The 25,915-nt window shown below is 68.0% G+C and carries 26 protein-coding genes; 10 read left to right on the top strand and 16 right to left on the bottom strand.

What is annotated here, in order from left to right:
* Positions 1–3: 3 nt before the first annotated feature.
* The 7 genes from PV781_RS15985 to PV781_RS15955 form a co-directional block, all read right to left on the bottom strand.
* Positions 4–165, bottom strand: coding sequence for a cbb3-type cytochrome c oxidase subunit 3 (locus tag PV781_RS15985; protein ID WP_209104400.1), 162 nt, complete (start codon positions 163–165; stop codon positions 4–6).
* 5 nt (positions 166–170) lie between these two features.
* Positions 171–920: a cytochrome-c oxidase, cbb3-type subunit II gene (ccoO, locus tag PV781_RS15980; protein ID WP_274776625.1), complete on the bottom strand. Its 750-nt coding sequence runs from the start codon at positions 918–920 to the stop codon at positions 171–173.
* Positions 921–931: 11 nt separating this feature from the next.
* Positions 932–2,557 carry a cytochrome-c oxidase, cbb3-type subunit I gene (gene ccoN / locus PV781_RS15975; protein WP_274776713.1) on the bottom strand — a complete coding sequence of 542 codons (1,626 nt, stop codon included), beginning with the start codon at positions 2,555–2,557 and terminating at the stop codon, positions 932–934.
* 347 nt (positions 2,558–2,904) lie between these two features.
* The gene (locus PV781_RS15970) at positions 2,905–4,032 is read right to left on the bottom strand and encodes an ABC transporter permease (protein WP_274776624.1); all 1,128 of its coding nucleotides are present in this window, start codon (positions 4,030–4,032) and stop codon (positions 2,905–2,907) included.
* On the bottom strand, positions 4,029–5,009 hold the full coding sequence (locus tag PV781_RS15965) for an ABC transporter ATP-binding protein (RefSeq protein ID WP_274776623.1): 981 nt from the start codon (positions 5,007–5,009) through the stop codon (positions 4,029–4,031). Before PV781_RS15965 ends, PV781_RS15970 begins: the two co-directional genes overlap by 4 nt.
* Positions 5,006–5,983: an HlyD family secretion protein gene (locus PV781_RS15960; protein WP_274776622.1), complete on the bottom strand. Its 978-nt coding sequence runs from the start codon at positions 5,981–5,983 to the stop codon at positions 5,006–5,008. The genes PV781_RS15965 and PV781_RS15960 overlap by 4 nt, the downstream gene beginning before the upstream one ends.
* Positions 5,980–6,645, bottom strand: coding sequence for a TetR/AcrR family transcriptional regulator (locus tag PV781_RS15955; RefSeq protein ID WP_274776621.1), 666 nt, complete (start codon positions 6,643–6,645; stop codon positions 5,980–5,982). The genes PV781_RS15960 and PV781_RS15955 overlap by 4 nt, the downstream gene beginning before the upstream one ends.
* Before the next feature lie 263 nt (positions 6,646–6,908).
* On the opposite strand from PV781_RS15955, the gene PV781_RS15950 reads away from it, so the two are divergent.
* The 4 genes from PV781_RS15950 (at position 6,909) to PV781_RS15935 (ending at position 11,934) form a co-directional block, all read left to right on the top strand.
* Positions 6,909–7,226 carry a hypothetical protein gene (locus PV781_RS15950; protein ID WP_274776620.1) on the top strand — a complete coding sequence of 106 codons (318 nt, stop codon included), beginning with the start codon at positions 6,909–6,911 and terminating at the stop codon, positions 7,224–7,226.
* Positions 7,227–7,461: 235 nt separating this feature from the next.
* Positions 7,462–8,472, top strand: coding sequence for a GDP-mannose 4,6-dehydratase (gene gmd, locus PV781_RS15945; RefSeq protein ID WP_274776619.1), 1,011 nt, complete (start codon positions 7,462–7,464; stop codon positions 8,470–8,472).
* 227 nt (positions 8,473–8,699) lie between these two features.
* Entirely contained in the window at positions 8,700–10,871 is a 2,172-nt protein-coding gene (locus PV781_RS15940; RefSeq protein WP_274776618.1) for a glycosyltransferase family protein, read from the top strand.
* Between the two features lie 10 nt (positions 10,872–10,881).
* Positions 10,882–11,934: a glycosyltransferase gene (locus tag PV781_RS15935; protein ID WP_274776617.1), complete on the top strand. Its 1,053-nt coding sequence runs from the start codon at positions 10,882–10,884 to the stop codon at positions 11,932–11,934.
* Positions 11,935–11,940: 6 nt separating this feature from the next.
* On the opposite strand, the gene PV781_RS15930 is transcribed toward PV781_RS15935, so the two are convergent.
* The 5 genes from PV781_RS15930 to PV781_RS15910 all read right to left on the bottom strand — a co-directional run bounded on the left by PV781_RS15930 (position 11,941) and on the right by PV781_RS15910 (position 16,661).
* Positions 11,941–12,804 carry a GntR family transcriptional regulator gene (locus tag PV781_RS15930; protein WP_274776616.1) on the bottom strand — a complete coding sequence of 288 codons (864 nt, stop codon included), beginning with the start codon at positions 12,802–12,804 and terminating at the stop codon, positions 11,941–11,943.
* A gap of 141 nt (positions 12,805–12,945) precedes the next feature.
* On the bottom strand, positions 12,946–13,953 hold the full coding sequence (locus tag PV781_RS15925) for an ABC transporter substrate-binding protein (protein ID WP_274776615.1): 1,008 nt from the start codon (positions 13,951–13,953) through the stop codon (positions 12,946–12,948).
* Between the two features lie 69 nt (positions 13,954–14,022).
* Positions 14,023–14,907 (bottom strand): MBL fold metallo-hydrolase, encoded by an 885-nt coding sequence (locus tag PV781_RS15920; protein WP_274776614.1) that lies wholly within the window; start codon positions 14,905–14,907, stop codon positions 14,023–14,025.
* 73 nt (positions 14,908–14,980) lie between these two features.
* A complete protein-coding gene (locus tag PV781_RS15915; RefSeq protein ID WP_274776613.1) occupies positions 14,981–15,886 on the bottom strand; it encodes an ABC transporter permease in 906 nt (301 codons plus the stop codon).
* Complete coding sequence (locus PV781_RS15910; RefSeq protein WP_274776712.1) at positions 15,879–16,661, bottom strand: ABC transporter ATP-binding protein; 783 nt, start codon at positions 16,659–16,661, stop codon at positions 15,879–15,881. The genes PV781_RS15915 and PV781_RS15910 overlap by 8 nt, the downstream gene beginning before the upstream one ends.
* A gap of 432 nt (positions 16,662–17,093) precedes the next feature.
* Here PV781_RS15910 and PV781_RS15905 point away from each other — a divergent pair, with 432 nt between their 5' ends.
* Complete coding sequence (locus PV781_RS15905) at positions 17,094–17,513, top strand: cysteine rich repeat-containing protein (RefSeq protein ID WP_274776612.1); 420 nt, start codon at positions 17,094–17,096, stop codon at positions 17,511–17,513.
* Positions 17,514–17,551: 38 nt separating this feature from the next.
* Entirely contained in the window at positions 17,552–18,145 is a 594-nt protein-coding gene (locus PV781_RS15900; protein WP_274776611.1) for an OmpA family protein, read from the top strand.
* 94 nt (positions 18,146–18,239) lie between these two features.
* Here the strand turns inward: PV781_RS15900 and PV781_RS15895 are convergent, their stop codons facing one another.
* The gene (locus PV781_RS15895; RefSeq protein ID WP_274776610.1) at positions 18,240–18,695 is read right to left on the bottom strand and encodes a YbjN domain-containing protein; all 456 of its coding nucleotides are present in this window, start codon (positions 18,693–18,695) and stop codon (positions 18,240–18,242) included.
* A gap of 341 nt (positions 18,696–19,036) precedes the next feature.
* Between PV781_RS15895 and croR the strand changes: the two genes are divergently transcribed.
* Positions 19,037–19,504 carry a 3-hydroxybutyryl-CoA dehydratase gene (gene croR, locus PV781_RS15890; protein WP_274776609.1) on the top strand — a complete coding sequence of 156 codons (468 nt, stop codon included), beginning with the start codon at positions 19,037–19,039 and terminating at the stop codon, positions 19,502–19,504.
* 22 nt (positions 19,505–19,526) lie between these two features.
* Here the strand turns inward: croR and PV781_RS15885 are convergent, their stop codons facing one another.
* The 3 genes from PV781_RS15885 to PV781_RS15875 form a co-directional block, all read right to left on the bottom strand.
* Complete coding sequence (locus tag PV781_RS15885) at positions 19,527–20,111, bottom strand: cob(I)yrinic acid a,c-diamide adenosyltransferase (RefSeq protein ID WP_274776608.1); 585 nt, start codon at positions 20,109–20,111, stop codon at positions 19,527–19,529.
* A 3-nt stretch (positions 20,112–20,114) separates the two neighbouring features.
* A complete protein-coding gene (locus PV781_RS15880) occupies positions 20,115–20,309 on the bottom strand; it encodes a twin transmembrane helix small protein (protein WP_209104380.1) in 195 nt (64 codons plus the stop codon).
* A 118-nt stretch (positions 20,310–20,427) separates the two neighbouring features.
* A complete protein-coding gene (locus tag PV781_RS15875; protein ID WP_342455453.1) occupies positions 20,428–20,958 on the bottom strand; it encodes a TspO/MBR family protein in 531 nt (176 codons plus the stop codon).
* Between the two features lie 135 nt (positions 20,959–21,093).
* Here PV781_RS15875 and PV781_RS15870 point away from each other — a divergent pair, with 135 nt between their 5' ends.
* The 3 genes from PV781_RS15870 to PV781_RS15860 all read left to right on the top strand — a co-directional run bounded on the left by PV781_RS15870 (position 21,094) and on the right by PV781_RS15860 (position 25,909).
* Positions 21,094–22,395: an MFS transporter gene (locus PV781_RS15870; protein WP_274776607.1), complete on the top strand. Its 1,302-nt coding sequence runs from the start codon at positions 21,094–21,096 to the stop codon at positions 22,393–22,395.
* Between the two features lie 91 nt (positions 22,396–22,486).
* Positions 22,487–23,776 carry an MFS transporter gene (locus PV781_RS15865; protein WP_274776606.1) on the top strand — a complete coding sequence of 430 codons (1,290 nt, stop codon included), beginning with the start codon at positions 22,487–22,489 and terminating at the stop codon, positions 23,774–23,776.
* Between the two features lie 123 nt (positions 23,777–23,899).
* Entirely contained in the window at positions 23,900–25,909 is a 2,010-nt protein-coding gene (locus PV781_RS15860) for an acyltransferase family protein (RefSeq protein ID WP_274776605.1), read from the top strand.
* Positions 25,910–25,915 lie beyond the last annotated feature (6 nt).

The following is a 25,915-nucleotide window of genomic DNA, read 5'->3' as shown; positions in this document are numbered from 1 at the left end:
GGATCAATCCTCTTTCAGCGGGATCTGGGCCGCTTCGTCGAAGTTCTTCTTCTGCTTCTTCGAGGGCCAGTAGGCATAGGCGATGACACCGAGGAAGCCGAAGAAGAACAGCAGCAGGCCCCAGGTCTGTGCGAAGCTCGCAAGGCTCATATAGAGGTCGCGCATGGGGGCTACCTCACGTTGGCTTTGTTGTCGTAGAGCTTGAAGTCGACCAGCGTGCCCAGCATCTGCAGATAGGCGATGAGCGCGTCGGCCTCGGTCAGCTCGGCGGGGTTGCCGTCGAAGTCACGCACCTGCGCCTTGGGATAGCGGGCCTGGAGGGCATCCGCGCCGTCGGCGTCCGTGGTGGACTGGGTGCGCAGGTCGTCCTGGGCATTGGCGATCATGTCGTCCGTGTAGGGGACGCCCTCGATGCGCAGCACCTTCATGTCGTCGGCAATGTGCTTGGCATCCAGCGGGGTGCGGGCCAGGAAGGGGTAGCCGGGCATGATGGAGGCGGGCACCACCGAGCGGGGATTGCTCAGATGGTCCAGCTGCCACTGGTCCGAATACTTGCCGCCCACGCGGGCAAGGTCCGGGCCGGTGCGCTTGGAGCCCCACTGGAAGGGGTGGTCGTACATGCTCTCGGCCGCCAGCGAATAGTGGCCGTAGCGCTCCACCTCGTCGCGCAGCGGGCGGATCATCTGGCTGTGGCAGTTGTAGCAGCCCTCGCGCACATAGATGTTGCGCCCGGCCAGCTCCAGCGGGGTGTAGGGGCGGACCCCCGACACCTTCTCGATGGTGCTCTTCAGGTAGAAGAGGGGCACGATCTCCACGAGGCCACCCACGGAGATCACCAGGAGCACGCCGAGAAGCAGCCAGTAGCTGTGCTTCTCGAAGATGGCATGCTTGCTCCAGATCGAAGCAGATTTGGTCGACATGGAGGTCTCCGTCATTCGGCGGGGGCGAGCGCCGCCGTGTTCGCCTCGGTGGCGAGTTCGGGGCTGCGGATGGTCATGATCACGTTCCAGGCCATGATCACGGCGCCGGCCAGGAAGAGGATGCCGCCAAGCGCCCGGATCACGTAGAGCGGGTGCATGGCCTCGACGGTCTCGATGAACGAGTATTCGAGGAAGCCGAGCGCCGTATAGGCACGCCACATCAGGCCCTGCAGGATGCCCGCCACCCACATGGAGCAGATGTACAGCACGATGCCGAGCGTGGAGACCCAGAAGTGCCAGTTGATGGCCTTCACGGAATACATCTCACGCTTGTTCCAGAGCCAGGGCACCAGGCAGTAGATGGCGCCGAAGGAGATGTAGGCGACCCAGCCCAGCGCGCCGGAATGCACGTGGCCGATGGTCCATTCGGTGTAGTGGCTGAGCGAGTTGACCGCCTTCACCGACATCATCGGGCCTTCGAAGGTGGACATGCCGTAGAAGGCGACCGAGACCACCATCATGCGGATGACCGGGTCGGTGCGCAGCTTGTCCCAGGCGCCCGAGAGCGTCATCAGGCCGTTGATCATGCCGCCCCAGGAGGGCATCCACAGCATGATGGAGAAGGTCATGCCCAGCGTCTGCGCCCAGTCTGGCAGGGCCGTATAGTGCAGGTGGTGGGGGCCGGCCCAGATGTAGAGGAAGATCAGCGCCCAGAAGTGCACGATGGACAGGCGGTAGGAATAGACCGGCCGCTCCGCGCGCTTGGGGATGAAATAGTACATCAGCGCCAGGAAGCCGGCGGTCAGGAAGAAGCCCACCGCATTGTGGCCGTACCACCACTGGACCATGGCATCCTGCACGCCCGACCAGACGATGTAGGACTTGGGCGAGAACAGCGACACCGGAATGGTGGTGTTGTTGCCGAGATGCAGCACCGCGATGGTGACGATGAAGGCGAGATAGAACCAGTTGGCCACATAGATGTGCGGCTCTTCGCGCTTCAGGATGGTCAGCAGGAAGACCGCGAAATAGGTCACCCACACCACGGTCAGGAACAGGTCGGAATACCATTCCGGCTCCGCATATTCCTTGCCCTGGGTGATGCCCAGCAGATAGCCCGTGCCCGCGACGACGATGAAGAAATTGTAGCCGAGGATCACGAACCAGGGCGCCAGGTCACCGGCAAGGCGCGCGCGGCTGGTGCGCTGGACCACGTAGAAGGACGTGGCGAGAAGCACGTTGCCGCCGAAGGCGAAGATCACCGCCGAGGTGTGCAGCGGCCGCATGCGGCCGAAGGAGATCCACGGCAGGTCGAAATTCAGGAACGGATAGGCCAGCTGGAGCGCGATCACCACGCCCACCGTGAAGCCGGCCAGCCCCCAGAACACGGCGGCGAGGGTCGCCACCTTCACCGGGCCCATATTGTAATTGGGCTTGCCGTTGATGGTCTGCGGCGGCAATTCCGCCGGGCGGTCCATGTAGCGGTTGCCGATGGCAAACACCGCCGCGACGGAGGCCGCCGCGAAAAGGAAGGCGTGGAACGAATAGGCCGTCGTATGGGCCTTTGCCGCCACCACGATGGACAGGAAGCCGAGCGCCGCAAAGACGATCAGCAGGCCGAATTCGCCGGCCGTCATCCTCTTGATCGGTGTCTGCACGATGGACATTGGTCAACCCCGTTCGCGGAGCGGCACCGACCGCTCTGCTGGCTTTGGGCCAAATTGGGGCCGCGCCATTCTTTGGCTTTGATGCAAATCAAAGGTAGGGAAGCCCCGGATGTGGCGGCTTTGCCGCACCCGGGACGTTGCGGAGGCCTGGGTTTCCAGACGCGCCAAGAGGTTTGCCTTCCCCGGCACGTCAGGTGCGCAGGAATGTCGCGGGGGGCCGCGCAGGCGTGGCGAAAGCATGGCGCGCGCCAAGCGAAAGCGTGGCGGGGCGCGGGGGAACGGCCCGGGCGAGGGCCCGGGCGAGGGCCCGGCCGCGGTCAGTCCAGGGTCTGGCGGAAGCGGGCCACCGCGATGGCCATGGCCACCCCCATGAGCACCACCAGCATGCCGGTGTCGAAGGTCAGGTCGGCGGCCGTGGAGCCCTTCAGCAGGATGCCGCGCACCATGCGCAGATAATGGGTGAGCGGCAGCCCCTCGGCGATCCATTGCGCCCAGACCGGCATGCCCGCGAAGGGAAACATGAAGCCGGACAGGAGGATGTTGGGCAGGAAGAACATGAAGGTCATCTGCACCGCCTGGAGCTGGTTCTGCGCCAGGGTGGAGAAGGTGTAGCCGATGGACAGGTTGGCGGTGATGAAGATGAGCGTCACCCCCGTCAGCAGGAAGAGCGAGCCCTCCACCGGCACGCCGAACAGCACCATCCCCGCCGCCAGGATCAGCACCGCCTGCATCACCCCCACCAGCACATAGGGGATGATCTTGCCCAGCATGATCTCCACCGGATGGATGGGCATGGAGAGCAGGCTCTCCATCGTTCCGCGCTCCACCTCCCGGGTCACCGAGAGGGCGGTGAAGATGAGCATGGTCATGGTGAGAATGGTGCCCAGCAGCCCCGGCACGATGTTCAGCTGGCTGTCGCCGGCCGGATTGTAGCGCCGGTGCTGGACGATCTCGAAGGGCGCGGCATCCTGCCCCTCCACGAAGCGCGCGCGGATGAGCGCGGTGGAGACGAGGCCGGACAAGGCGCCGAGCGCGTTCGCCGAGGCCACGGGATCGGTGGCATCCGCGGCCACCAGGAGCTGGGGCGTCTCGCCCCGGCGCAGCGCGCGCTCGAAGCCGGAGGGGATCTCCACCAGGAACAGCACCTCGCCCGAGCGGATCATGTGCTCGGCATCCGCCTCGCTCGCCGCCTCGCGGGTGAAGGCGAAGAAGGCGGTGTTGCGGATGGCGGCGAGGATGGAGCGGGTGACCTCGTTGTTCTCGTGCACCAGCACGGCGGTGGGCAGGTTGCGCGGCGTGGTGTTGATGGCATAGCCGAACAGCACCAGTTGCAGCAGCGGGATGGAGATCATGGTGGCGAACGTCACCCGGTCCCGCCGCAGCTGGATGAACTCCTTGCGCACCATGGCGGCGACCCGCCGCAGGAAGCCGAGCGTCTCCCTCATGGCGCCGCGCCCCCGGACGGCGGGGCGGCCATGTTGTCGGAAGCCTGACCCATCAGGTCGATGAATACGTCCTCCAGGGTGGGCTGATCCGCCCGCCAGGCGAGGCCCGGCCGCTCCCGGAACGGCGCGATGGCCGCCTCCAGCGCCGAAAGGTCATGGCCGGAGACATGGAGGGAGGTGCCAAAGGGGGCGACCATGCCGATGCCGGGCGCCGCCTCCAGCTCCCGCGCGAGAGCGGCAAGCGCCGCGCTGTCCACCTGCGCGCCAGTGGCCTCCACGGTGAAGGTGGCAAGGCCCGAGGCGGCGATCACGTCAGACACCCGCCCCTGGGCCAGCAGGCGCCCATAGGCCACATAGGCGATCTCGTGGCAGCGCTCCGCCTCGTCCATGTAATGGGTGGAGACCAGCACGGTGAGGCCTTCCGCCGCCAGGGCATGGATCTGCGCCCAGAATTCCCGCCGCGCCTTGGGGTCGACGCCGGCGGTGGGCTCGTCCAGGAGGAGCAGCTGCGGCTGCGGGAGGATGCAGGCACCGAGCGCGAGCCGCTGCTTCCAGCCCCCCGACAATTCCCCCGCCAATTGGCGACCCCGCCCTTCCAGCCCGAGCCGCTCCAAGGCCGCCCGCGCCGCCGCCTCGGGGCGGGGCACGCCATAAAGGCGGGCGACGAATTCCAGATTCTCCCGTACGGACAGGTCCGCATAGAGGGAGAAGCGCTGGGTCATGTAGCCCACATGGCTGCGGATCTCCCGCGCCTGGGTGAGAATGTCATAGCCAAGGCACGTGCCGCGTCCGGCATCGGGGGTCAGCAAGCCGCACAGCATGCGGATGGTGGTGGTCTTGCCCGAGCCGTTAGGGCCGAGGAAGCCGTAGATCTGGCCTCGCCGCACCCGCATGGTCAGGTCATCCACCACGCGGCGCCCGCCAAAGCTTTTGGACAGCCCCTCCACCTCGATGGCGATGGGGTCCGGCGCGCTCACGGCGTGCCCCCCGCAAGCCGCACCGTAACCGGCTGGCCGGGCCGCGCGGCGGCGGGATCGGAGGGCCGCGCCTCCACCAGATAGACGAGCTTGGCCCGCTCCTCGCGGCTATAGATGACGGGCGGGGTATATTCCGCGCTGCTGGCAATGAAGGTCACCTGCGCGCTCAAGGGCGGGCAGCCGTCGCACTGGACGGCCACGTTCGCCCCCAGCGCCACCTTGGGCAATTGGGCTTCCGGCACGAAGAAGCGCACCTTGATGAGGTCCGGCGGCAGCACGGACACCACCGGCTTGCCCTCGGGCACCAGCTCGCCGGGCCGGAAATAGAGGGTCTGCACCGTGCCCGCGCGCGGCGCCTTCAATATGCGGCGGTCGAGGCGAACCTGCGCCGCGTCCCTGTTGGCAGACGCGCTGCGCACGGCGGCCTCTGCGGCGGCAATGTCCTCGTCGCGGCCGGCGATGCGGGCCACATCGATCTGCCGGCGCACCTCGTCAAGGCTCGCCTGCGCCTGGTCATAGCTGTGCTGGGCGGTGTCGAGATTGGCCTGGGAGGACGCGCCCTTGGGCACCAGGGTCTTCTGGCGGTTCAATTCGATGCGCGACAGATCGAGCGCCGTGGTCAACCGTCGCTCGCTCGCCTCCAGGATGGCAACCTCCTCAGGGCGCTGGGCGGCGGCCTTCAGGCGCGCGAGCTTGGCCTGCGCTTCCGCCAGCATGGCGGCGGCGGCGGCAAGGTCGGCCGCCTGGATGTCCGGCTCCAGTTCCGCCAGCACGGCTCCCGGGGCGACGGCGGTGCCCTCCGCCACCGGCAGACGCAGCACGCGGCCCGCCTCCTGCGGCCCGATAAAGAGAAGGTCGCCTTCCACATAGCCGGAAAACTCCCCCTCCGGCGTCCGTGCGCAGCCCTCCAGCGCCAGGGCCGCGACGACGGCAAGAGCGAGGGCGGCGGGAAGGCCGAAGCGACGGGCGCTCATGACGGGCCCCGCTCGCCGAGGCCACGCAGCAGCGTGTCCACGCTGGCATCCACGAAGGCGCGCGTGTCCAAGGGATCGAAGGCGCCGAACAGGGAATTCCACACCAGCGCCGTCAGGGCCGGGGCGAACACCATCTGCGGGAAGCGCACTGCGGCATCGGAGGTGATTTCGCCGCGGGCAAGCCCGCGCTCCATGACGGCGCGCACCAGGGGCATGGTCTGGGACACCACTTCGCGGTGATGGAAGGCCGCCAGCTCGGGGAAGCGCGCGCCCTCCGCGATCATCAGGCGCAGAACGCCCGCCGCCGGGCCGTGCAGCACGCGGTCCACCAGGAGGTCGGCCAGGAGGCGGACGAGATCACGCGTCGGACCGGAGAAATGCGGGACGAGATCGGCCGCATCGGCCATGACCGGGGCGATATTCTCCTTCACCAGTCCTTCGAAGAGGGCCTGCTTGTTGGGGAAGTAGAGATAGAGGGTGCCCTTGGCGACGCCCGCCGCGCGAGCGACATCCTCCAGCCGCGCCGCGCCGAAGCCACAGCGGGAGAATTCCTCCAGAGCCGCCTTCAATATGTCCTGTCGGCGCGCGGCCCGCTGTTCCGGCCCCAGTGCCGGACGCGCGCGGCGCATCCCCTTGCCGGCTTCTTCCTCCGTTCGCGGCATCCCGGCACCTTCACTGACTGACTCGTCAGTCATTAGCATAGCAGCCCCCCGGTTCCCTTGCCCGCAGGACAGCCTGCACGGCTTGCCGCAGGGTTCACAATGGCGGGATTTGGCCCCAAAGCGGATCAGGTTGTCCTGCTACGCTGCGAAAGGACCATGGACAGGGGTGCGCGGACGGCGCACCATTCTTCCTGTCGTTTCACTTGCGCGCGGCCAAGGCTCGCGTCTGTGAGGAGATCCCCCCGCCTGTGAGGAGGAATGTCATGCCCCGTCTGGTGGTCTTCCTGGCCCGTCACGCTGCCATCGGCTTTGCCGTAGCGGCGGTCTTTGTCGGCGCGCTGGTCGCCTTCGACATCCATGGGCTCGGCAGCCTGCTCCAGTCCTCCGCTGACGGCCCGCTCGCGCTGGGCATCCTGGCCTTCGCCATGGGCCTGACCTTCGCCAGCGCCCAGATGGGCTTCGCGGTGATGCTCATGTCGGAGGGCGAGGATGACGGACGCGGCGGTCGACGCGCGGCGCGGCAGCTTCCCGCGCAGATGGTCCTCCAGCCCGTGCGTGTCCACGCCCGCCGGAGCCGCTGAGCCGCCTTTTTCGCACTGTCCTAAAAGCGTCGCACCCGGCTTGCCGGGGACTGCGGGATGGGCTTATGTGCCGCGCAAACGCCGCGCGGCAGGCTTGGCCCCGCCCCGCCCCAGCCCCCTACCGTCCGCCCGTGCGGCGCGGTTCCGGGCCGGCCGGTGGGGCTCTTGTCCGTCGCGTCTCCCCATCGCAGACCGGACGCCCCCTTGCGCGCGCCGCCGTCGAGGAGCGACGCCCATGAAGAAGGCCCTCATTACAGGCATCACTGGCCAGGATGGTTCGTACCTGGCGGAATTGCTGATCGCCAAGGGCTATGAGGTCCACGGCATCATCCGCCGCTCCTCCTCCTTCAATACCGGCCGCATCGAGCATCTCTACCGCGACTTCCATGAGGAAGGCGCGCCCATGCGGCTCCATTACGGTGACATCGCCGACGGGAGCCGGCTGGAGAAGATCATCGACATCGTGGAGCCGGACGAGGTCTATAACCTGGCCGCCCAGAGCCACGTCCGCGTCTCCTTCGACCAGCCGGTCTATACCGCCGATGTGAGCGGCGTGTCGGTGATGCGCCTCCTGGAGGCCATCCGCACCGTGGCCGGCAACGCGGCGCAGAAGATCCGCTTCTACCAGGCCTCCAGCTCGGAAATGTACGGCGCGGTGCATGCCATCCCGCAGTCGGAGACCACGCCCTTCCATCCGCGCAGCCCCTATGCCTGCGCCAAGGTCTATGGCCACTACCAGGTCCTCAATTATCGCGAGGCCTATGGGATGCACGCTTCCAACGGCATCCTGTTCAACCATGAGAGCCCGCGCCGCGGCGAGACCTTCGTCACCCGCAAGATCACGCGGGGCCTCGCCCGCATCCTGGCCGGCAAGGACAAGAAGCTCTATCTCGGCAATCTCGACGCCAAGCGCGACTGGGGCTACGCCAAGGATTATGTAGAAGCCATGTGGCTGATGCTCCAGCAGGACCAGCCGGACGACTATGTGGTGGCCACCGGCGAGACCTGGAGCGTGCGCGACTTTCTCGACCGCGCCTTCCAGCGCGTCGGCCTCGACTGGGCCGACTTCGTGGAGTTCGACCCGCGCTATCTGCGTCCCTCCGAGGTGGACCTGCTCATCGGCGACGCCTCCAAGGCCAAGCGCCAGCTGGGCTGGGAGCCCCGCACCTCGTTCGACGAGCTGGTCAAGATCATGGTGGACGCGGACCTGGAAGCCGAAGGCCAGCTTCATCGCGTGGCCGCCTGAGGCGCCAAGCGCGGCAAAGCCGCGCCCCGCGCGACCACAGCTTGAACGTCGCCGGTGTTCCGCCACAATAGCCGTTAAAACAGTAGCCTGAGAGTGAAGGTGAGGATCCGGGGGAGATGACGTCGGAACCGCCAGATCCCGGAGCATTGCGGGGGATGCGCTCGAATGAGCCGTCCGCCGGTGCTGCCGCATCCGGTGGCCTGGCGCCCCTCGGTCGGCCGCAGCCGATGCGCCCGGCCAACCGGCTCTGGCGCGACCTGTGCGCCCGCTTCCCGGCACTGGGCAAGCTCGACCGGCGCATGTCCGCCTTGCGCGACATTGAACGCCTGCGGCGCACCCGCGCCTTCGACGCGCGCTGGTATGCGGCCGCCTACCCGGACATGATCCGCTCGGGCCTCAGCCCGCTCACCCATTATGTGCGCAAGGGTGCCTGGGAAGGCCGCCGCCCCCGTCCGGACTTCGACCCCCTGCGCTATCTGGCGGCCAACCCCGACGTGGCCGAGAGCGGCATCGAGCCCTTCACCCATTACCTGCTTTATGGCGGGGGGCAGGCAACGGAAAGCGCCCTGACCGGCTCCGAGAGCACGCCGGTCGGCTGGTACGGCATCATGTCGCTGACGCCGGACCAGCTTTATGACGGGCCGCGGTCCCCCGATTGTTGCCTCGCCGCCGCTCCCAGCGCGCCGGCCGAGCCCGTCACGGCGGGCGCCGAGGCCGGGCAGTGGTTCATGCGGTTCGGCCCGCTGGACGAGTTCCAGCAACGTGTCGCCTCCCGCAGGCCGCCCACCCATGTGCCGGAGAGCCCGAGGGACCCCTCCTTCACCCTTGTCACCGTGTTCGAAGGCGACGGGCCGGCGCTGAGCCGCTCGGCGGCCTGCGTAGCCGCCTTGATGGCCCAGGAGACCGAACGCCCGCGCGCCGACTGGATCGTGCTCAATGACGATCCCGCCTGCGAGCCAGGGGACCTGGCCGCCCACATTCCCCCGCAGATCCGGCATGCCGTGACGATCCTGTCCGACGGACGGCAGATGGGCCGGCCGGCGCGCAAGACGCAAGGGGCCCAGGCGGCCGGTGGCGACTTCGTGCTCTTCCTGGAAGCGGGCGACCTGATCGGCCTCGATGCCACGCGCATCCTCGCCCATTATGCCGGCATCTTCCCCCGCGCCCGCGCGGTGGGCTGTGGTGCGGCGGACGTGGACGAGCGCGGCCGGGTGCTGCGCCGCACCGCCTTGCCCTTCGATTCCTCCAAGCTCCTGGCGCTCGGCATGGTCACCGGACCGCTGCTGGCGCTCCGGCGCGACCTCCTCGCCGATCTCGGCGGCTTCGAGCCGCGCTTTGCAGGCCTGGAGGACTACGACCTGCTGCTGCGCGTCGCGCTGGAAGAGCCCATCCTGGTGGTGCCCGATAGTCTCATCGGCTCCGCCCCGCGCCGGATCGAGCCGGGCGAGCGGCGGGAGCAGCGCATGGCCGGCGTGCGGATGGCGGCCATGCGCCGCCTGCTGGAGGTGGCCTGGCCCGCCCCCGCGCTGCGCCCCCCGCGCCGGGGCCGGGTTGAACAGGGCCTGTGCCTGGTGCGCACCCAGGGGCGGCGGCCGGAATTGCTGGCGGCGGCCCTCCAGTCCATCTATGCCCAGAGCGAGCCGCTGGTGGCGGCCGTCATCGTCCATGGCGATGCCGCTGCCTTCGAGCAAGTGCGGACGACCGCTCCGGTCCTTCAGGGGCGCACCGTCTTCCTCCATGCGGATGCATCTGGCCAGCGGCGCGGCTATCCGTGGAATGTGGGACTGGCCTATGCCCGCGCCCGTGCGGACACCTATCACTATGTCTGCTTCCTGGACGATGACGACGTCTATTACCCGCTCTTCGCCCGGCGCATGCTGGAGGGCTTCCGCCTCGCCGAGGCGGACGTGGTCTTCGGCCTGACCAATAAGAGACTGCCGGGCGCCGCCGCCGCGGAGCCCTCCCACATGCCGCTGCCGACCGCCTGCCTGGTGGCGGGCAATTTCATGCCCACCAATTCCTATGCGGTGCGTACGGAACTGCTTGTGGAGGCTGAGGTCCTGGTGGCGCAGGACATGGATTATTTCGAGGATTGGGACCTGCTCGTCTCCCTGCTGGCGGCGGGCGGACGCTTCCACCTCATCCCGGAGGCGGTGGGCGAGTTCCTGCTCATCGGCGATGGCAATACCCTCAGCAAGCGCGACCCGGTGCACCATGCCCAATGCCTGCGCCGCGCGCTGGCGCGGGGCGAGGAAACCGCTCGCAAGCTCGGCATGGCGCAATTCTACCGGGATCTGCTGGATTTCGACTTCGGCGCCGGTGCCGCACGCCACCCTGCCCCGCTCGGCCACCTGATGCTGGCCAAGAAGCAGTTCCTGCGCGCCTTCGGTGACGCATGAGGGCCGGGGCATGAGCGCGACCGAGACCGGTCCAAAGGACGTCACCGTCCTCCTCCCCGTCTTCTTCCGCGATGCCGCGCCCGAGCGCGTCCGCCTCCTGCGGCGCGCGCTGGAGAGCGTCCAGGACCAGGCCTTTCCCGGCGCGGTGGAGCTCTTGCTGGTGGACGATGGCAGCCCCGTCCCGGTGGAGAGCCATCGCCAGGACCTGGGCCCGGCTGGACAGGCGGCGCGCATTCTGCGTTCGCCCACCAATCGCGGCGTCACCCATGCCCTCAATTGCGGCCTCGCTGCTGCCCGCCATGGCCTGATCGCCCGGCTCGATGCCGATGACATCTGGCGTCCCGGCAAGATGGCGGCGCAGATGGAGCTGTTCGCCGCCGACCCGGACCTCAGCCTGTGTGCCACCGGCATGGTGCTGGTGACGCCCGAGGGCAAGCGCCTGTCCGAGCATGTGCGGCCGGCGGAATGGGGTCCGATCCTGCGGTTTGCCGTGGATGTGGGCTGCCCCTTCCCGCACGGCTCGGTGGTGGCGCGGCGCGATGTCTATCTGGCGCTGGGCGGCTATCCGCACCTGGCCAGCTACGACCATTGCGAGGATTTCGCCCTGTGGTCGCTGTGGATCCGCTTCTTCCGCCCCCGCATGGTGGAAAAGGTGCTCTACGAATACACCGTCTCGCCGCAGGCGGTGTCGCAGACCCATGCCGCACAGCAGGCGCGCGCCTCGGGCTTCCTGCGCCAGGAACTGGCCCAGCTCGATCTGGCCGAGCGCCTGCCCGCCGCGATGGTGGCGTTTGCCGCGGCGCTGGGCCTTTCGGTGCTGGAAGCCGGGCTCATCGCGCTGCGCATGTGGCGCCACGCCTTGCCCGTGCGCATGCCGGAAGCGGCACTGGAGCCATTGCGCATCCTGCTGCCGGATCGGGACGTGGATTGCCTCGCCCACCATCCCGGCGCCCTCACCCCGGCGGACATGGTGCAGGGCGAGCGGCGCATGCATGGCTCCGGTGTGATCGCCTTGGCGCGGCCGGTGCAATGGTCGCCCGCGCCGGTGACGCTGCGCGCCTGATGCGGGTCAGCCGCCGCGCGGGAAGGGCTGGGCCGCGATGCGCAGCCAGAACCGCGTCTCGGGAATGAAGATGCGCTGGAAATAACCCTGCTGCTGGGGGCTCGCCGTCATGCGCACTTCCACCACCAGGCCGAGCGTGCCCGCCTTCACCCCGATCTTGCCGCACACCTCGCGGGGCAGGCGCTCCAGGCGCATGTCGTAGCACAGGCCCTGGACGTTGAGGTTCAGTTCACGCCGCAGGTTGATGCCCTCCAGCGGCTCGCTCTTGCCCCGGCGCGCCTGGTCATAGACCCGCGCATCAATGAAGAACTGGCTGAAGACCAGGAATTCCTGGCCGATGTCCACCACGCGGTCGATCTCGACCACCTCGTCCTCCACCCAGTGAAGGTGCAGGCTCCAGGAGCCGCGATCGCGGTGGCGGTGGACGCGGTCGACGCGCGGGAAGACCGAGAAGAAGCGCTCGTGCCGGTCGTCGGAAAACAGGAAGTGCCAGACGGTGTCGACGCTGCGGGGCTGGCGGCTCACCACGCTGCCGGCGCGGCCCTGGCGACGCTCGATGGTGCCGTCCTGGGCCAGTTCCCCATAGGCCTTCTGCACCGTGCCCAGGCTGAGGCCAGTGGCGAGCGCCAGATCCTTTTCCGGCGGCAGGCGGTCGCCCTCCTGCCAGAAGCCTTCACGCATGGCCGCCAACAGGCGGTCGCGCAGGAAGATATATTTGGGCCCGCCCGCCGCCGCCCGCCCGAAGCGCTCCCAGAATGCCTCCGCCCCCACCTGCGCCGACGTCTCGCGGACGGTGTCGGCCTCCGCCGGAGCGCCGCCGGGGGCCGTCTTCAGGGTCGTCGAGGGACGCGCGCCCCGCCTCTGGTCCATGCCTGCTCCCAGCCGGCGGCCCTTGTGGCGGGCCGTTCAGGATGACGGCCGGCATGCGCGACGCCCCCGAGAGGCACCACGCCGGCCGGCGCGCCGAGCAATCTGAGGGGAACGGAGGCCGGGGGCAACGGGGTGGCCGGATCAATCCCCCGGCGCATCGTGGATATTGGCGAAGAACACCTCCTTCCAGGAGGCGGGACGGGTCTTCAAGAGGCCGGCCTTGGCCATATAGTCGGCGAACACCATGACCTTCTTGGGGGTGGGCGAGAAGGTCATCATCGCCGGATCGGTGACGATGGCCAGGACCTGGTCGCGGGTGAGCTTGGAGTTCTCCGCCTTCAGATAAAGGTCCACCGCAGCGCCCTTGTCCGCCGCAATGACCTCCATGGCCTCCTTGAGCGCCTCGAAAGTGGCCTGGTAGAGCTTCGGATTGTCCTTGCGCCATTTGTCCGCCGCGTAGGCGACGATGAGCGTGTTCGGCCCGCCGGTCACGTCATAGGACGACAGGATGGTGCGCACATTGGGATTGGCCAGCTCCATCTGGATGAAGGGCACGGTGGTCACATGGGTCTTCACCCCCGCCCCGCCGGAGAGCAGCGCCGCCACCCCGTCGGGATGGGACATGGAGACCGCCAGCGTGTCGAACCGGTTGCGCTGGTCGAAGCCATAGGCCTGGGCGGTGGCCATCTCCAGCACGAGAGCATGCTGGGTGCCCTTGCCGGAGGCCATGGCGATGCGGTCGCTGTCCTTGAAATCGCGGATGGATTTGATGTTCGGGTCGATGGTGTTGAAATAGATGGGGGAATCGCAGATCGCCATCATCCCCTTGATGGGCGCGAACTTCGCCGTCTTGTCCCAGACATTCAGCAGCACCGAGGTGCCGGCCATGGCCACGTCCGCACTACCGGATATGAGGGCGTCGGTGATGGCGGGGCCGCTGGCGAGGTGCTGGTAGCTGACCGTCACGTCGGGCACGCCGAGGGCGGCGGCGTGCTTTTCGATCAGCTTCTTCTCCACCGCCACATAGGCCGGCAGGTAGCACAGGCCGAACCCGCTCACGAGCCGCACCTCTGCGGCGCGGGCGGCCCCGGCGGACAGGGAAAGCGCGGCGAAAGCGAAGGCGCCGAGCCATCGGGTCGATCGTTTCATGGTCTGTTCCCCTTATTGTCTTGTCTGGAAGGCGGAAGGACCCGCCGCCCGGAGGCGGCGGGCGGTCGGTCACAGCAAACGGTCGCGCACGGGTCCCTTGATCGGGATCTCCATCTTGTCCTCGCCGAAGAAGATGTTGCCGCCATAGACGCGCGACATCTCGCTCACCACCCGCTCGCGCAGGCCGGGAAAGTCGAACTGCTCGGTGATGTGGGTGAGCACCAGGTTCTTGACCCCCGCCGCATGGGCGAGCTCGGCCAGTTCCATATGGCCCATGCAGCTGTGGGAGAAGGCCGGAGAATAGTGGGTGCCGGTGAGATAGTGGCACATGTGCACCAGCACGTCGCAGCCCTCAGCCAGCTTGAGCATGGTTTCCGCCGGGCCGCTGTCGCCGGAATAGACGAAGCTGCCCTCGGCCGTCTCCATGCGATAGCCGTAGGTGTTGAGGTAGGGCTGGAAATGGTTGACGTTGGTGGTTTCCACGCTCCAGCCGCCCTCGCGCACCATGTCGCCGGGATGGAGCACCTGGACTTGCGGCGCGGGACGCGGACGGGGCAGCGTGCCGCCGCGCGCCACAAACAGGTCCAGGCTGGAGCCGTGGGAGGTGCGGGCGATGAGGTCCACGTCATAGACCCCGTCCTTGCCGAACAGGCGCTCCGTGATCTCGGCGATGGGCGGCGGGCCATAGACCTTGAGGTCGGGAATGCGGTTGGCGCCCTGGTCCCAGCGGGTCAGCAGCAGGCGGCCATAGTCGCCGCAATGGTCGTAATGCAGGTGGGTGAAGAACAGATGGGTGACGCGGGTGGCCGGGATGCCCAGTTCCAGCAGGCGGTGGTGGGCGCCAAACCCGTGGTCGAAGACGATGACGTCCTCGCCGGTCTCCACCACATAGCCGGAACTCATCCGGCGCAGCGACGGGGTCGGCGTGCCGGTGCCCAACAGACGGATACGCATGGGTGCCTCTTCCTGGTGCTTGGAAAGTCTCAGTGCTTGGAAAGTCTTGGTGCTTGAATGGAATGGGGGAGGATCAGCCGGCGCGGCTCATGCCCCAGCGGTGCACGGTGCGCGCTTCGAGGGTGCGGAAGACCAAGCCTTCCACCACGAGGCCGATGATGATGACGCAGGTGAGCCCGGCGAAGACGGCCGGCGTCTCCAGCTGGTTGCGCTTCTCGAACAGGTACCAGCCGAGGCCGCCGGAGCGGGACGAGGCGCCGAACACCAGCTCGGCCGCGATCAGGGTGCGCCAGGCGAAGGCCCAACCGATTTTCAGGCCCGCCAGGATGGAGGGGAAGGCGGCGGGGATCAGGATGAGGCCCACATAGCGCAGCCCCTTCAGCCCATAATTCTGGCCGGCGAGGCGCTGGGTGTCGGGCACGGAATGGAAGCCGGTCTGGGTGTTGAGCGCCACCGCCCAGGTCACCGAATGGACGATGACGAAGACAAGGCTCGCCGTGCCCAGCCCGAACCAGAGCAGCGCCAACGGCAGGAGCGCGATGGCGGGGAGCGGGTTGAACATGGCGGTCAACGTCGCCAGCAGGTCCGCCCCCAGGCGGAACGAGACCGCCAGCGAGGTGAGGACGGCGGCGAGCGCAATGCCGATGGCATAGCCGATGAGCAGCACCTGCAGGGAGGAGAGGATGCGCAGGATCAGCGTGCCTTCCCGCACCCCCTCCACCAGCGCCGCCAGCGTGTCGGTGAGGGTGGGAAACATCAGCGGGTTGCCCAGCATCACCGCATAGGCCTGCCAGAGCGCCATGAGGGCGATGAGGATCAGCCCCCGCCGCACCCCGTCCACATTGGCAAGGCGCTCCCACAGGGAGAGCGGGTGGACAATCTCCCCCGGCTCCTCCACGGGCGGCAAATCGCGCTCGAATTCGGGGCGGACCGGGGGGACGCGCGGCTGAGCGGCAAGGGAGGCGAGGGTGTCAGCCATGACCGGCCTCCGCGAACAGCATGGTGTGGATGCGGTGGGTGAGAGCGCCGAACGCGGCGTCGGCATGATGCTGGTGGCCGAAGGCATGGGCATTCAGCTCCGCCTTCACCCGGCCGGGATGGGGGGAGAGCACCAGGATGCGCGAGCCCACCACCACCGCCTCCTCGATGGAATGGGTGACGAACAGCACGGTGAAGCGGGTGTCGTCCCAGAGCGTGAGAAGCTCATCCTGCATCTGGCGGCGGGTAAGCGCGTCGAGGGCGGCAAAGGGCTCGTCCATGAGCAGGATGGCCGGCTCCATGGCCATGGCCCGGGCGATGGCCACGCGCTGCTTCATGCCGCCCGAAAGCATGTGGGGATAGGCATCGGCGAACTTGGCGAGCTTCACCTTGCCGATGGCGGCCAGTGCCCGGTCGCGCGCCTCGGCCCGGGGGAAGCGGCCACTGGCCAGGATGGGGAACATCACGTTCTGCGCCACCGTCTTCCAGGGCATGAGCTGGTCGAAATCCTGGAACACCATCATCCGGTCCGGCCCCGGCCCACGGACGGGCGCGCCATTGAGGCGGATGGCGCCGGCGGCCGGGCGCAGGAAGCCGGCCACGGCCTTCAGGAGGCTCGACTTGCCGCAGCCGGACGGACCCAGCAGCACGAAGCGGTCCGCCGGATAGACATCGAAGCCGACCCCGCGCGTGGCGGTCACCTCAGTGTCGCGGGTCTTGTATTGCAGCGTCACGTCCGTGACCGCCAGCAGGGGCGCCGGCAAGGACGCGGACATGACGGTGGCGTCCGGCGGGCGCACGCGCGCCGCCGCGCCCGCACCGGGCGTGGGTTCCATTACGTTCCCTTTCATCTGGACCCGGTTCAGCCGGGGCTGGGCGAGCGCGGCCCGAAGGTCGGCACGCCTTTTTAGGTATGTAGTTTAAGAAAAATACTATATAGCGAAACTGTCAAGACTGATTTTGAGAGGAGCCGCGTGCCGTGTCGGCGGCGCCCCTTAAAACTTCGCAGTTGCAATCAGTTGGGCGACGTAGCGGCATCCGTTGGGGGGTTCCGCAACGGCCATGTTGGGCGCGACAGGACGCCCACTGCGCGGGCCGCGCGTCGGGCCGAGGTGCGGCGCAGCAAAAACCCTTGCGTTCTTAGCGCTTTGACGAAGTTTCGCCCTCTGCTAAGCCTCTGGCACTCCGCTGGGAAAGGGAGAGATGAGATGAGGGGCTTTGGAGTAATGCTGGCAGCGGCGCTGCTGGCTGGATCCGTGGCTGGCGCGCAGGCGCAGACCATGAGCTACGCGCAGGCCGCCGGCCTTCTGGCCAAGAGCTGCGGCAAGGACATTACGAAGCTTTGCCCGAACGTGAATCTCGGCGACGGCAAGCTGGTGGACTGCATGGAAAAGCAGATCACCAAGGTCAGCCCCCAGTGCAAGGCTGACTACGCCACGGCCACCGCCTCCATCGCCAAGCGCGATGCGGCGCAGGATTCCATCGCGCAGGTGTGCGGCCGCGACGCCGCCCAGCTCTGCCCGGGCATGGTGCCGCAGGACGGCAACCTGCTTTCCTGCCTGCTGAAGGCCACCAATGTCGTTTCGGCCGCCTGCAACCAGGCGATCACCGATGCCGGCTACCGCTGATCCCGCCAACCCGAACGCCTGAAGGAAGGACGACAGCCATGACGTCGCCTCTGATCCGTTTCGCGCTGGCAGCTTCGCTCGCCGCGCTCCTCTCCGCTCCCGTCAGCGCCCAGACCGCGCTTTCCGACGGCCAGATCCTGCAGGGGCTCCAGGGCCTCACCGACAATGCGCCGGTCATCACTGCCCAGCAGCTGCGGGACCAGGTGAAGCAGCACATGGTCCAGTATCCCGGCGAGGAGCTGACCCGCCCCTCGCTGGCGCTGAACCTGGACAAGCTGCCGCAGATCAACGTGCAGATCCAGTTCCGCCTGGGCTCCGCGATCATCGAGCCGTCGTCCTATGCGACGCTCGGCGCCATCGCCGACGCCATGCACAATCCGATCCTGCACGGCTACAAGTTCATCGTCACCGGCAACACTGACGTGACCGGCACCCGGCAGATCAACCTGAAGCTCAGCCAGGCCCGCGCCGACGCGGTGGTGAATGCACTCGTGACCACCTTCAACGTCAATGCCAGCCGCCTGGAAGCGGTGGGCCTGGGCGAGGAAGTGCTGCTCGATCCGAAGAACCCCACCGGCGCCATCAATCGCCGCGTGCAGATCTTCACCGTGGGCCGCACCGGCAAGCAGTGAAGCCTGCGGCCGCCCAAGCGGCCTGACGGGAACGAAAAAGGCCGGCGGAGCGCATCCGCCGGCCTTTTTCTTTGGTCGGTGCCTGGGCCCGCGCTCAGGTGGCGCCGGCCATTGCTTCCGCCGGAGCAGCCTGCTGGAGCTGCGCGGCCTGCTCGCGCAAGGCGGCCAGCAGTTCGTTCAGGAGGCGGTCCCACAGGTCCAGCGTCACGGCGAGATAGCCCGGCGCCACGCCGGGGCCAATGACCACGTCCATTTCGAAATTCAGGAATCCGTCGCGGGTATAAGCGCGGCTGAAGCGGCGGGCGCGGTTCCAGTTGGCGGCGATGTCCTCCACCGGAAGCCCCTCCACGCGGAAACTGGCGAAATAGGTGAAGTCCATGAAGCCGCCGTCCACCGCATTGCCGGGGACGATGTTGAAGCCGACGCCGCCGCTGGCGCTGCGCACGGCCTTACGCTCACCCGGCCAATCGATGGTCTCGGCCCGGAAGCCGCGCTCCTTCAACGCGGTCTCGAGGTCCGCGAGCGTGGCCTTCTGGATGATGCCCGACATGATGATGTTCCTCACAACAGACGGTTTGGGCTGGCAGGCATGGCCCCCGCCACCGCGCCTGCCGGAAGCCGGCATCGATCGCCCCAGCCCGGGGCGCAGGTAACCACAGGCACACCGCGAAGCCAATGCGAGGGGGGGCAGCCCCGCCGGCAAATTTTTGACCCAAGGGCAGTACCAAGGGCACCACCAAGGGAAACGGCAAGGGAAAGCGGCCCAGGCCGGCAAAAGCACAGACCCGCGGAACCGGACCACCCGGCCTGACATTGGTCGGGCTTGAATTCCGGCGCGAAACCGACCTTCATGCCGGCGGGCCCGACGCCCGCGACCCATCAGGAGCGACCATGTTCCCCGAGCTTCGCCTTCTCTGCTTCGAGGATCTGTCCGTCGGCGTGACGGAAGAATTGCGCAAGACCATCGCCTCCTCGGACGTGGTAGGCTTCGCCGAGATCACGGGCGATCGCAATCCGATCCACCTGTCCGAGCATTTCGCGGCCAAGACCCCGTTCGGCACCCGCATCGCGCACGGCCTCTATACCGCGAGCCTGATCTCGGCGGTGCTGGGCACCCGCCTGCCGGGGCCGGGCGCGGTCTATATCTCCCAGACCCTCAACTTCAAGGCGCCGGTGAAAATCGGTGACGAGGTGGTGGTGCGGGTGGAAGTGGCCGAGCTCATCCCCGAGCGCCGCCGGGCCCGCCTCGCCTGCACCTGCAAGGTGAAGGACGAACTGGTGCTGGAAGGGGAAGCCTGGGTGAAGGTCCCCTCCCGCGCCGAGACGCAGGACTCGCCCCTGCGCGCCTTGTCGGCCTGAGCTTCAGACCCTCCGGGGCCGGTCAGCGATTGGCCCCGGGCACCCACAGCACGTCGCCGGCGCCGCGCGCATTGACGTAGCGGCTGGCGACGAAGAGCAGGTCCGAGAGGCGGTTCATGTAGCGCACCGCCGCCGGATTGACGATTTCCCCCTCCTCCCGCGCCAAAGCCACCATGAGGCGCTCCGCCCGCCGGGCAATGGTGCGGGCGAGGTGCAAATAGGCGGCAGCGGGCTCGCCCGCCGGCAGCACGAAGGATTTCAGGGCCGGCAGGTCGGCGTTCAGCGCATCGATGTCCACTTCCAGCCGCGCCACCTGGCTCTCCACGATGCGCAGCGGCTCGTAGGGCAGAGGTGCCGCGCCCGCCCGCTCGGGCGTGCACAGGTCGGCACCCAAGTCGAACAGGTCGTTCTGCACCCGCAGGAGAATGGCCTCCACCTCCGGCGCGCTGGCCAGGTGCAGCCGGGCGAGCCCCAGCGCCGCATTGGCCTCGTCCACGGTGCCATAGGCTTCCACCCGCAAATCGTCCTTGCGCACCCGCTCGCCCGTGCCGAGCCCGGTGGTGCCGTCGTCCCCCGTGCGGGTGTAGATCTTGTTCAGCTTGACCATGTGTCAGCGGCCCATGGCGAAAATGGTGATCATGACGATGACGATCGCCACGAACTGGAACAGCACGCGCATCTGCATCAGCTTCTGCGAGCGCTTGGGCGAGCCACCCGCCGCGAAGTTGAACAGGCCGAGCAGCAGCACGCCCGCCACCACGGCGAGCGCGAGGGGGATGAGGAGATAGATGGTCCAATGCAGCATGGCGATCCCCGGCCGGAAGTGAGCCGGCGTCTGGATGGGAAGTGTTAGAGCATTTTCGGGCGAAGGGGCATCCGCTTCGCGCGGCGGACGCCCTGGCCGGCGACGACGCCTGCGCCGGTCAGCCCAGCGCGAAGGCGATGGAGCCGTTCAGCAGGGAGGCGAAGCACACCCACAACAGATAGGGCACCAGAAGCCAGCCCGCCAGCGCATCGGCCCGGAAAGCGAAACGCATGGTCGCCGCCAGCACCAAGATCAGCACCACGATAATGGCAAAGGCCGCCCACACCGCATGGAGGGCGAAGAAGACCGGCGACCAGGCGAAATTGAGCGCCAGCTGGACCAGGAACAGCGCGATGGCCGGCCGTCGCGCCGGGCTGTCGGGCGCGCGGTCCCACAGCCGCCAGAGGCAGATGCCCATCATGAAATAGAGGATGGTCCACGCCACCGGGAACACCGCGTTGGGCGGCGTGAAGGAGGGCTTGGGCAAGGTGGCGTACCAGGTGGGGATCTGGCTCGATGTCACCGCCCCGCCGATGGCCGCCACGGCGACCATCAGCAGCGCGCACGTGGCCGCGCGCAGGAAGGATGTGCCGGGACCGCCACGCGGGCCTGACGTCGAAGTGCCCGAGGCCGAGCTGGTTGCATTCATGATGTCACGCTCCTCATGGACGACGCTCTGGCGCAAGGCCGGTTCCGCCGCTCATTTTCCGCAAGGCAGGCATCCCCGCGGGTTCCATTCATTTCTCTTGCACCGCAAAAACTTTAACGGCATTGCATCGCCCCCATGAGCAATACCACTTCTTCTACGTCCGGCGCCGGCCATCGGCTCACCTCCGCCGATGCCCGCACGCTGTTCCTCTCCGCCCTCGGCGGGGCGCTGGAATTCTACGACTTCATCATCTTCGTCTTCTTCGTGTCGGTGCTGGGCACGCTGTTCTTTCCGCCCGGCATTCCCGACTGGCTGGTACAGCTCCAGGCCTTCGGGATTTTCGCCGCCGGCTATCTGGCGCGCCCGCTGGGGGGCATCGTGCTCGCCCATTTCGGCGACCGGCTGGGCCGCAAGCGCATGTTCACGCTCTCCATCCTGCTCATGGCGCTCTCGACGCTGGGCATGGCGGTGATGCCCACCTTCGCCACCATCGGCCATCTGGCCCCGGTGCTCCTGCTGCTCATGCGGGTGCTGCAGGGCGCGGCCATTGGCGGCGAGGTGCCCGGCGCCTGGGTGTTCGTGTCCGAGCATGTGCCGCAGCGCAAGGTGGGGCTTGCCTGCGGCGTGCTCACCGCGGGCCTGGTCTCCGGCATCCTGCTCGGCTCGCTGGTGGCCACCGCCATCAATCGCAGCTTCACGCCCGAAGTCATCCATGACTGGGCCTGGCGCGTGCCCTTCCTGCTGGGGGCGGTGTTCGGCCTGTGCGCGGTCTATCTGCGCTCCTGGCTGGAAGAGACCCCGGTCTTCAAGGAGATGAAGGCGCGCAAGGCGCTTGCCTCCGGCCTGCCGGTGCGGCTCGTGGTGCAGCATCACTGGCGCGAAGTGCTGCTCTCGGCGCTCCTGACCTGGCTCCTGACGGGGGGCGTGGTGGTGGTCATCCTCATGACGCCCACCCTCTTCCATTCGCTCTATCACATCGACAGCGCCACCACGCTGACCGCCAACAGCCTCGCCACCGCGCTGTTGTGCGTGAGCTGCGTCGCCGTGGGCGCCCTGTGCGACCGGTTCGGCGCCGGGCGGGTGCTGCTGCTGGGCTCGGTGGCGCTCGGGGCCAGCACCTATTTGCTCTACCGCACGGTGGGCGTGGACCCGTCCGCCCTCTTCCCGCTCTATGGGCTGGCCGGCCTGTGCGTGGGCGTGATCGCGGTCACCCCCTATGTGATGGTGCGCATCTTCCCCCCGGCCATCGCCTTTTCCGGCGTGTCCTTCTCCTACAACGTGGCCTATGCGGTGTTCGGCGGCATCACGCCTCTGGTGGTGACACTGGCGCTGCAGGCGGACCCGTTCGCCCATGCCCACTACATCCTGGCGCTGAGCCTCATGGGGGCGCTCATCGGCCTCTATCTGTGGCGCACCGGACAGGTGGAACGACCCTGAGCCGGGCATAGCCGGCATGACAGGCGTGCCGCCGCGATGATACCTCAGGGGGATCCTCGCACCGCCTCCCCCTGAGCCCGAAAGGCACGCCATGACGGCCCCGGCAACACCGCTCCGCCGCAAGCACTGGCTGACGCTCGGCCTCACCGCGCTGGGCGGCGGGCTCGAACTCTATGACTTCATGGTGTTCGTCTTCTTCGTGCCGGTCCTGTCCCGGGTCTTCTTCCCGCCCGACATTCCCCACTGGCTGGCCCAGCTCCAGACCTTCACCGTCTTCGCCGTGGGCTTCCTGGCCCGGCCGCTGGGCGGGGTGGTGTTCGGGCATTTCGGCGACCGCATCGGCCGCAAGCGCACCTTCACCTTTTCCGTCCTGCTGATGGCGGCAGCCACCCTCGCCATGGCCTGCCTGCCGGGCTATGCGGTGCTCGGCATCTGGGCGCCGCTCCTCCTGGCGTTGCTGCGGCTCATCCAAGGCGGTGCGGTGGGGGGTGAGGTGGCCGGCTCCTATGTGTTCGCCAGCGAGCATGTGCCGGAGGACCGACGGGGCCTGGCCTGCGGAGTGATGGCCATGGGCATGACCTGCGGGACGCTCCTCGGAGTGTTCGTGGCGACCCTCGTCCACAGCCTCGCCAGCGATGCGCAGATCCTCGCCTATGCCTGGCGCCTGCCCTTCCTCATGGGCAGCGGGCTGGGGCTCCTCACCTTGTTCCTGCGCCGCTGGCTGGAGGAAACGCCGGTCTTCCGCGACCTCCAGCGCCGCCGCGCCCTGGCGGTGCAATTGCCGCTGAAGCTGGTGGTGTCATCCTATCAACGGCCGCTGATCGTGTCCGGCCTCTCGCTGTGGGTGCTGGTGGGCCATTTCGCCGTGCTGGTGCTGATGGGCCCAACCTTGCTGCAGAGCCAGTTCCACATCCCGGCGGCGGAGGCGCTGCGCATCGGGTCACTCGGCACCTTCTGCACGGCGCTGGCTTGCATCCCCTCGGGCCTGCTGTTCGACCGGCTGGGACCTGGACGCGCCCTGGCGGTGGGTGCATTGGCGGCGGGGCTTTCCGCCCAATTCTTCTTCGGCGTCGCCGCCGGGCACGGCGGCATGCTGCTGGTGGTGGGCTATTGCCTGGCGGCGGCTGGCACCGGGCTCATGACCGCCATGCCCTTGCTGATGGTGAAGAGCTTCCCGCCGGCCGTCGCCTTTTCGGGGGTGTCGCTCGCTTATAATTTCGGCTTCGGCGTGATGGCGGGCCTGACCCCCATTTTCATCGCGGCCCTGCTGCCTGCCATCCCCTCCATTCCCGGCCTCTATCTGTTCGGCCTGGAAGCCATGGGCATCGCATTGGGGCTGAAGGTGGCCGGCGGGTTCCTGGAGCGGCCCGAGACCCGGTGACCGCCCGGCGCACCTGACCCGCCAGAAGGACAACGCCGCGTCGCTTATGTCGCCCCCTCCCGCATTGATCCCCCCGCCGCGACTGGCTAGGGTCCGGCCGCTTTGTTGCGGAGCGTTTCTGGCATGGTTGGGGGCACGTACAGGACCGATATTGACGGTCTTCGGGCGGTAGCGGTTTGCCTGGTGCTGTTGTTTCACGCCGGGTTTCCGCCCAGCGGTGGATTCATCGGCGTCGATGTCTTCTTCGTGATCTCCGGTTACCTGATTACCGACCTCATCTTGAACGAGGCGCGGGCGGGAACCTTCACCTTTTTCGGTTTCTACGACCGCCGCGTCCGCCGCATCCTTCCGGCGCTGCTGGTGGTGCTCGTGGCGAGCCTGGCGGCGGGCGCCTTGATCCTGATGCCCGGCGACTTCGCGGTGCTCGGGCGCAGCGCTGCCTATACGGCGGTGGGCCTCGCCAACTTCTTCTTCTTCCGCCACACCGGCTATTTCGACGGCGCGGCCGAGCTGATGCCGCTCCTGAACATGTGGTCGCTGGCGGTGGAGGAGCAATTCTACCTCGCCTGGCCGCTTCTGCTGCTGGGCGCGGTGCGCCTCGCACGCAAGTGGCCGCACGCGGTGGCGGCCCTGTTCGTGCTGGTGATCGGGCTCAGCTTCGCGCTCGCGGTGGTGAAGGTGGCGGAAGGGGCCAAGAGCGCCTTCTACCAGCCCTTCGGACGCGCCTGGGAGTTCGCCATTGGCGGCGCCCTGGTGCTGGTGCGCGACCGCCTCGCCGGGCTGCCGCGCGGCGCCGCCGAGGGACTGAAGTTCGCGGGCGTCGCGGCCATCCTGGTGCCCGCGCTGCTGCTGGACCCCACCAGCCCCTTTCCGGGCCCCAATGCGGTCTCGCCCGTGCTGGGAACAGCGCTCCTCCTGCTGCCCACGCGCGCGCCCACTCTGGTCGCCGCCGCCCTGTCCTTGCGGCCCGTGCGGTTCGTGGGGCAGATCTCCTATTCGCTCTATCTCTGGCATTGGCCGGTCCTGGCCTTCACCCGCCATTATGTGAACGGCGCGCACCTGACCGATCTCCAGGCCATTGGCGCGCTGGCGGTGGCCTTCGGGCTTGCGGTCTTGTCCTGGCGGTTCGTGGAGCAGCCGGTGCGGCGCTACCGGGCCATGCCGGCGCGGCGCGTGGTGCTCTCGGGCACGCTGGCCGGCCTTGGTGTCGCGGCGCTGGGCTTTTCCATCTATCTGGCCGAGGGCGTCGCGAACCGCGTGTCGCCGCAGCTGGCCGCCCTCGGCTCCTTCGAGCGCATGTGGAACTGGCCCTGCCCGCAACGGGCGGCCGTTGGGGAAGGCAAGGTGCTCTGTGTCGCTGGCGCGGACTGGCGCACCGCCACCACGCGCGGAATCGTCTGGGGCGACAGCCATGCCGAGCATCTGATGCACCTGCTGGACGAGGCCGGCCGGCGCACCAACACCGCCATCGCCCTGGTGCGCGCCTGCCCCGCCGTCTTCTCGCGAGAGGGCCTGCGGCGGGCGCCCGCCGGCCTGCCGGCCATCTGCGCGGACACCTATGACAGCACGCGGGCGATGCTGAAGGCCGCCCCGGACATCCGCCTGGTGATCCTGGCCTCCGCCTGGAACTTCATGCCCGACGCCATCTACCGCGCCGGCGGCAAGCCGGAGAGCATGGAGACGGGCTATCGGCTGCTGGCGGAGGAATTGCTGCGGGTGTCCACCGACCTCGCCTCACCGGGGCGCAAGATCGTGCTGTTCGGCGACATTCCCCATTGGGACACCGACCCCATGCCGTGCCTTGCCGCGCGCGACGGCGCGCTGCTGCGCGCGCCCTGCGACCGGGAGGTGGGCCGCATCGACCGCTCGGAAATCAGCGCCGTCCAGGACGGGGTGAGCGCGGCCTTCCGCTCCCTCAAAGGGGCGCGGGACGATGTGGTTGTGGCGGTTCCCGCCGATGCGCTCTGCGATGCGTCGGGCTGCGCCTCCCACGTCAATGGCGAGTTCCTGTATTTGGACCGCGACCATTTCCGCCGCACCATCAGCCCCGCCGCGCGAGCGAGGCTGGTGGAGAAGCTGGGCCTTGAGGCGCTGCTGCGCAGCGCCGAGCCGGCGCCCGCCTCGAAGCCCTGAGATACG

The organism is Aquabacter sediminis (assembly GCF_028863665.1).
Taxonomy (GTDB): Bacteria; Pseudomonadota; Alphaproteobacteria; order Rhizobiales; family Xanthobacteraceae; genus L1I39.
This window is presented reverse-complemented; position numbering and strand designations above follow the sequence as displayed.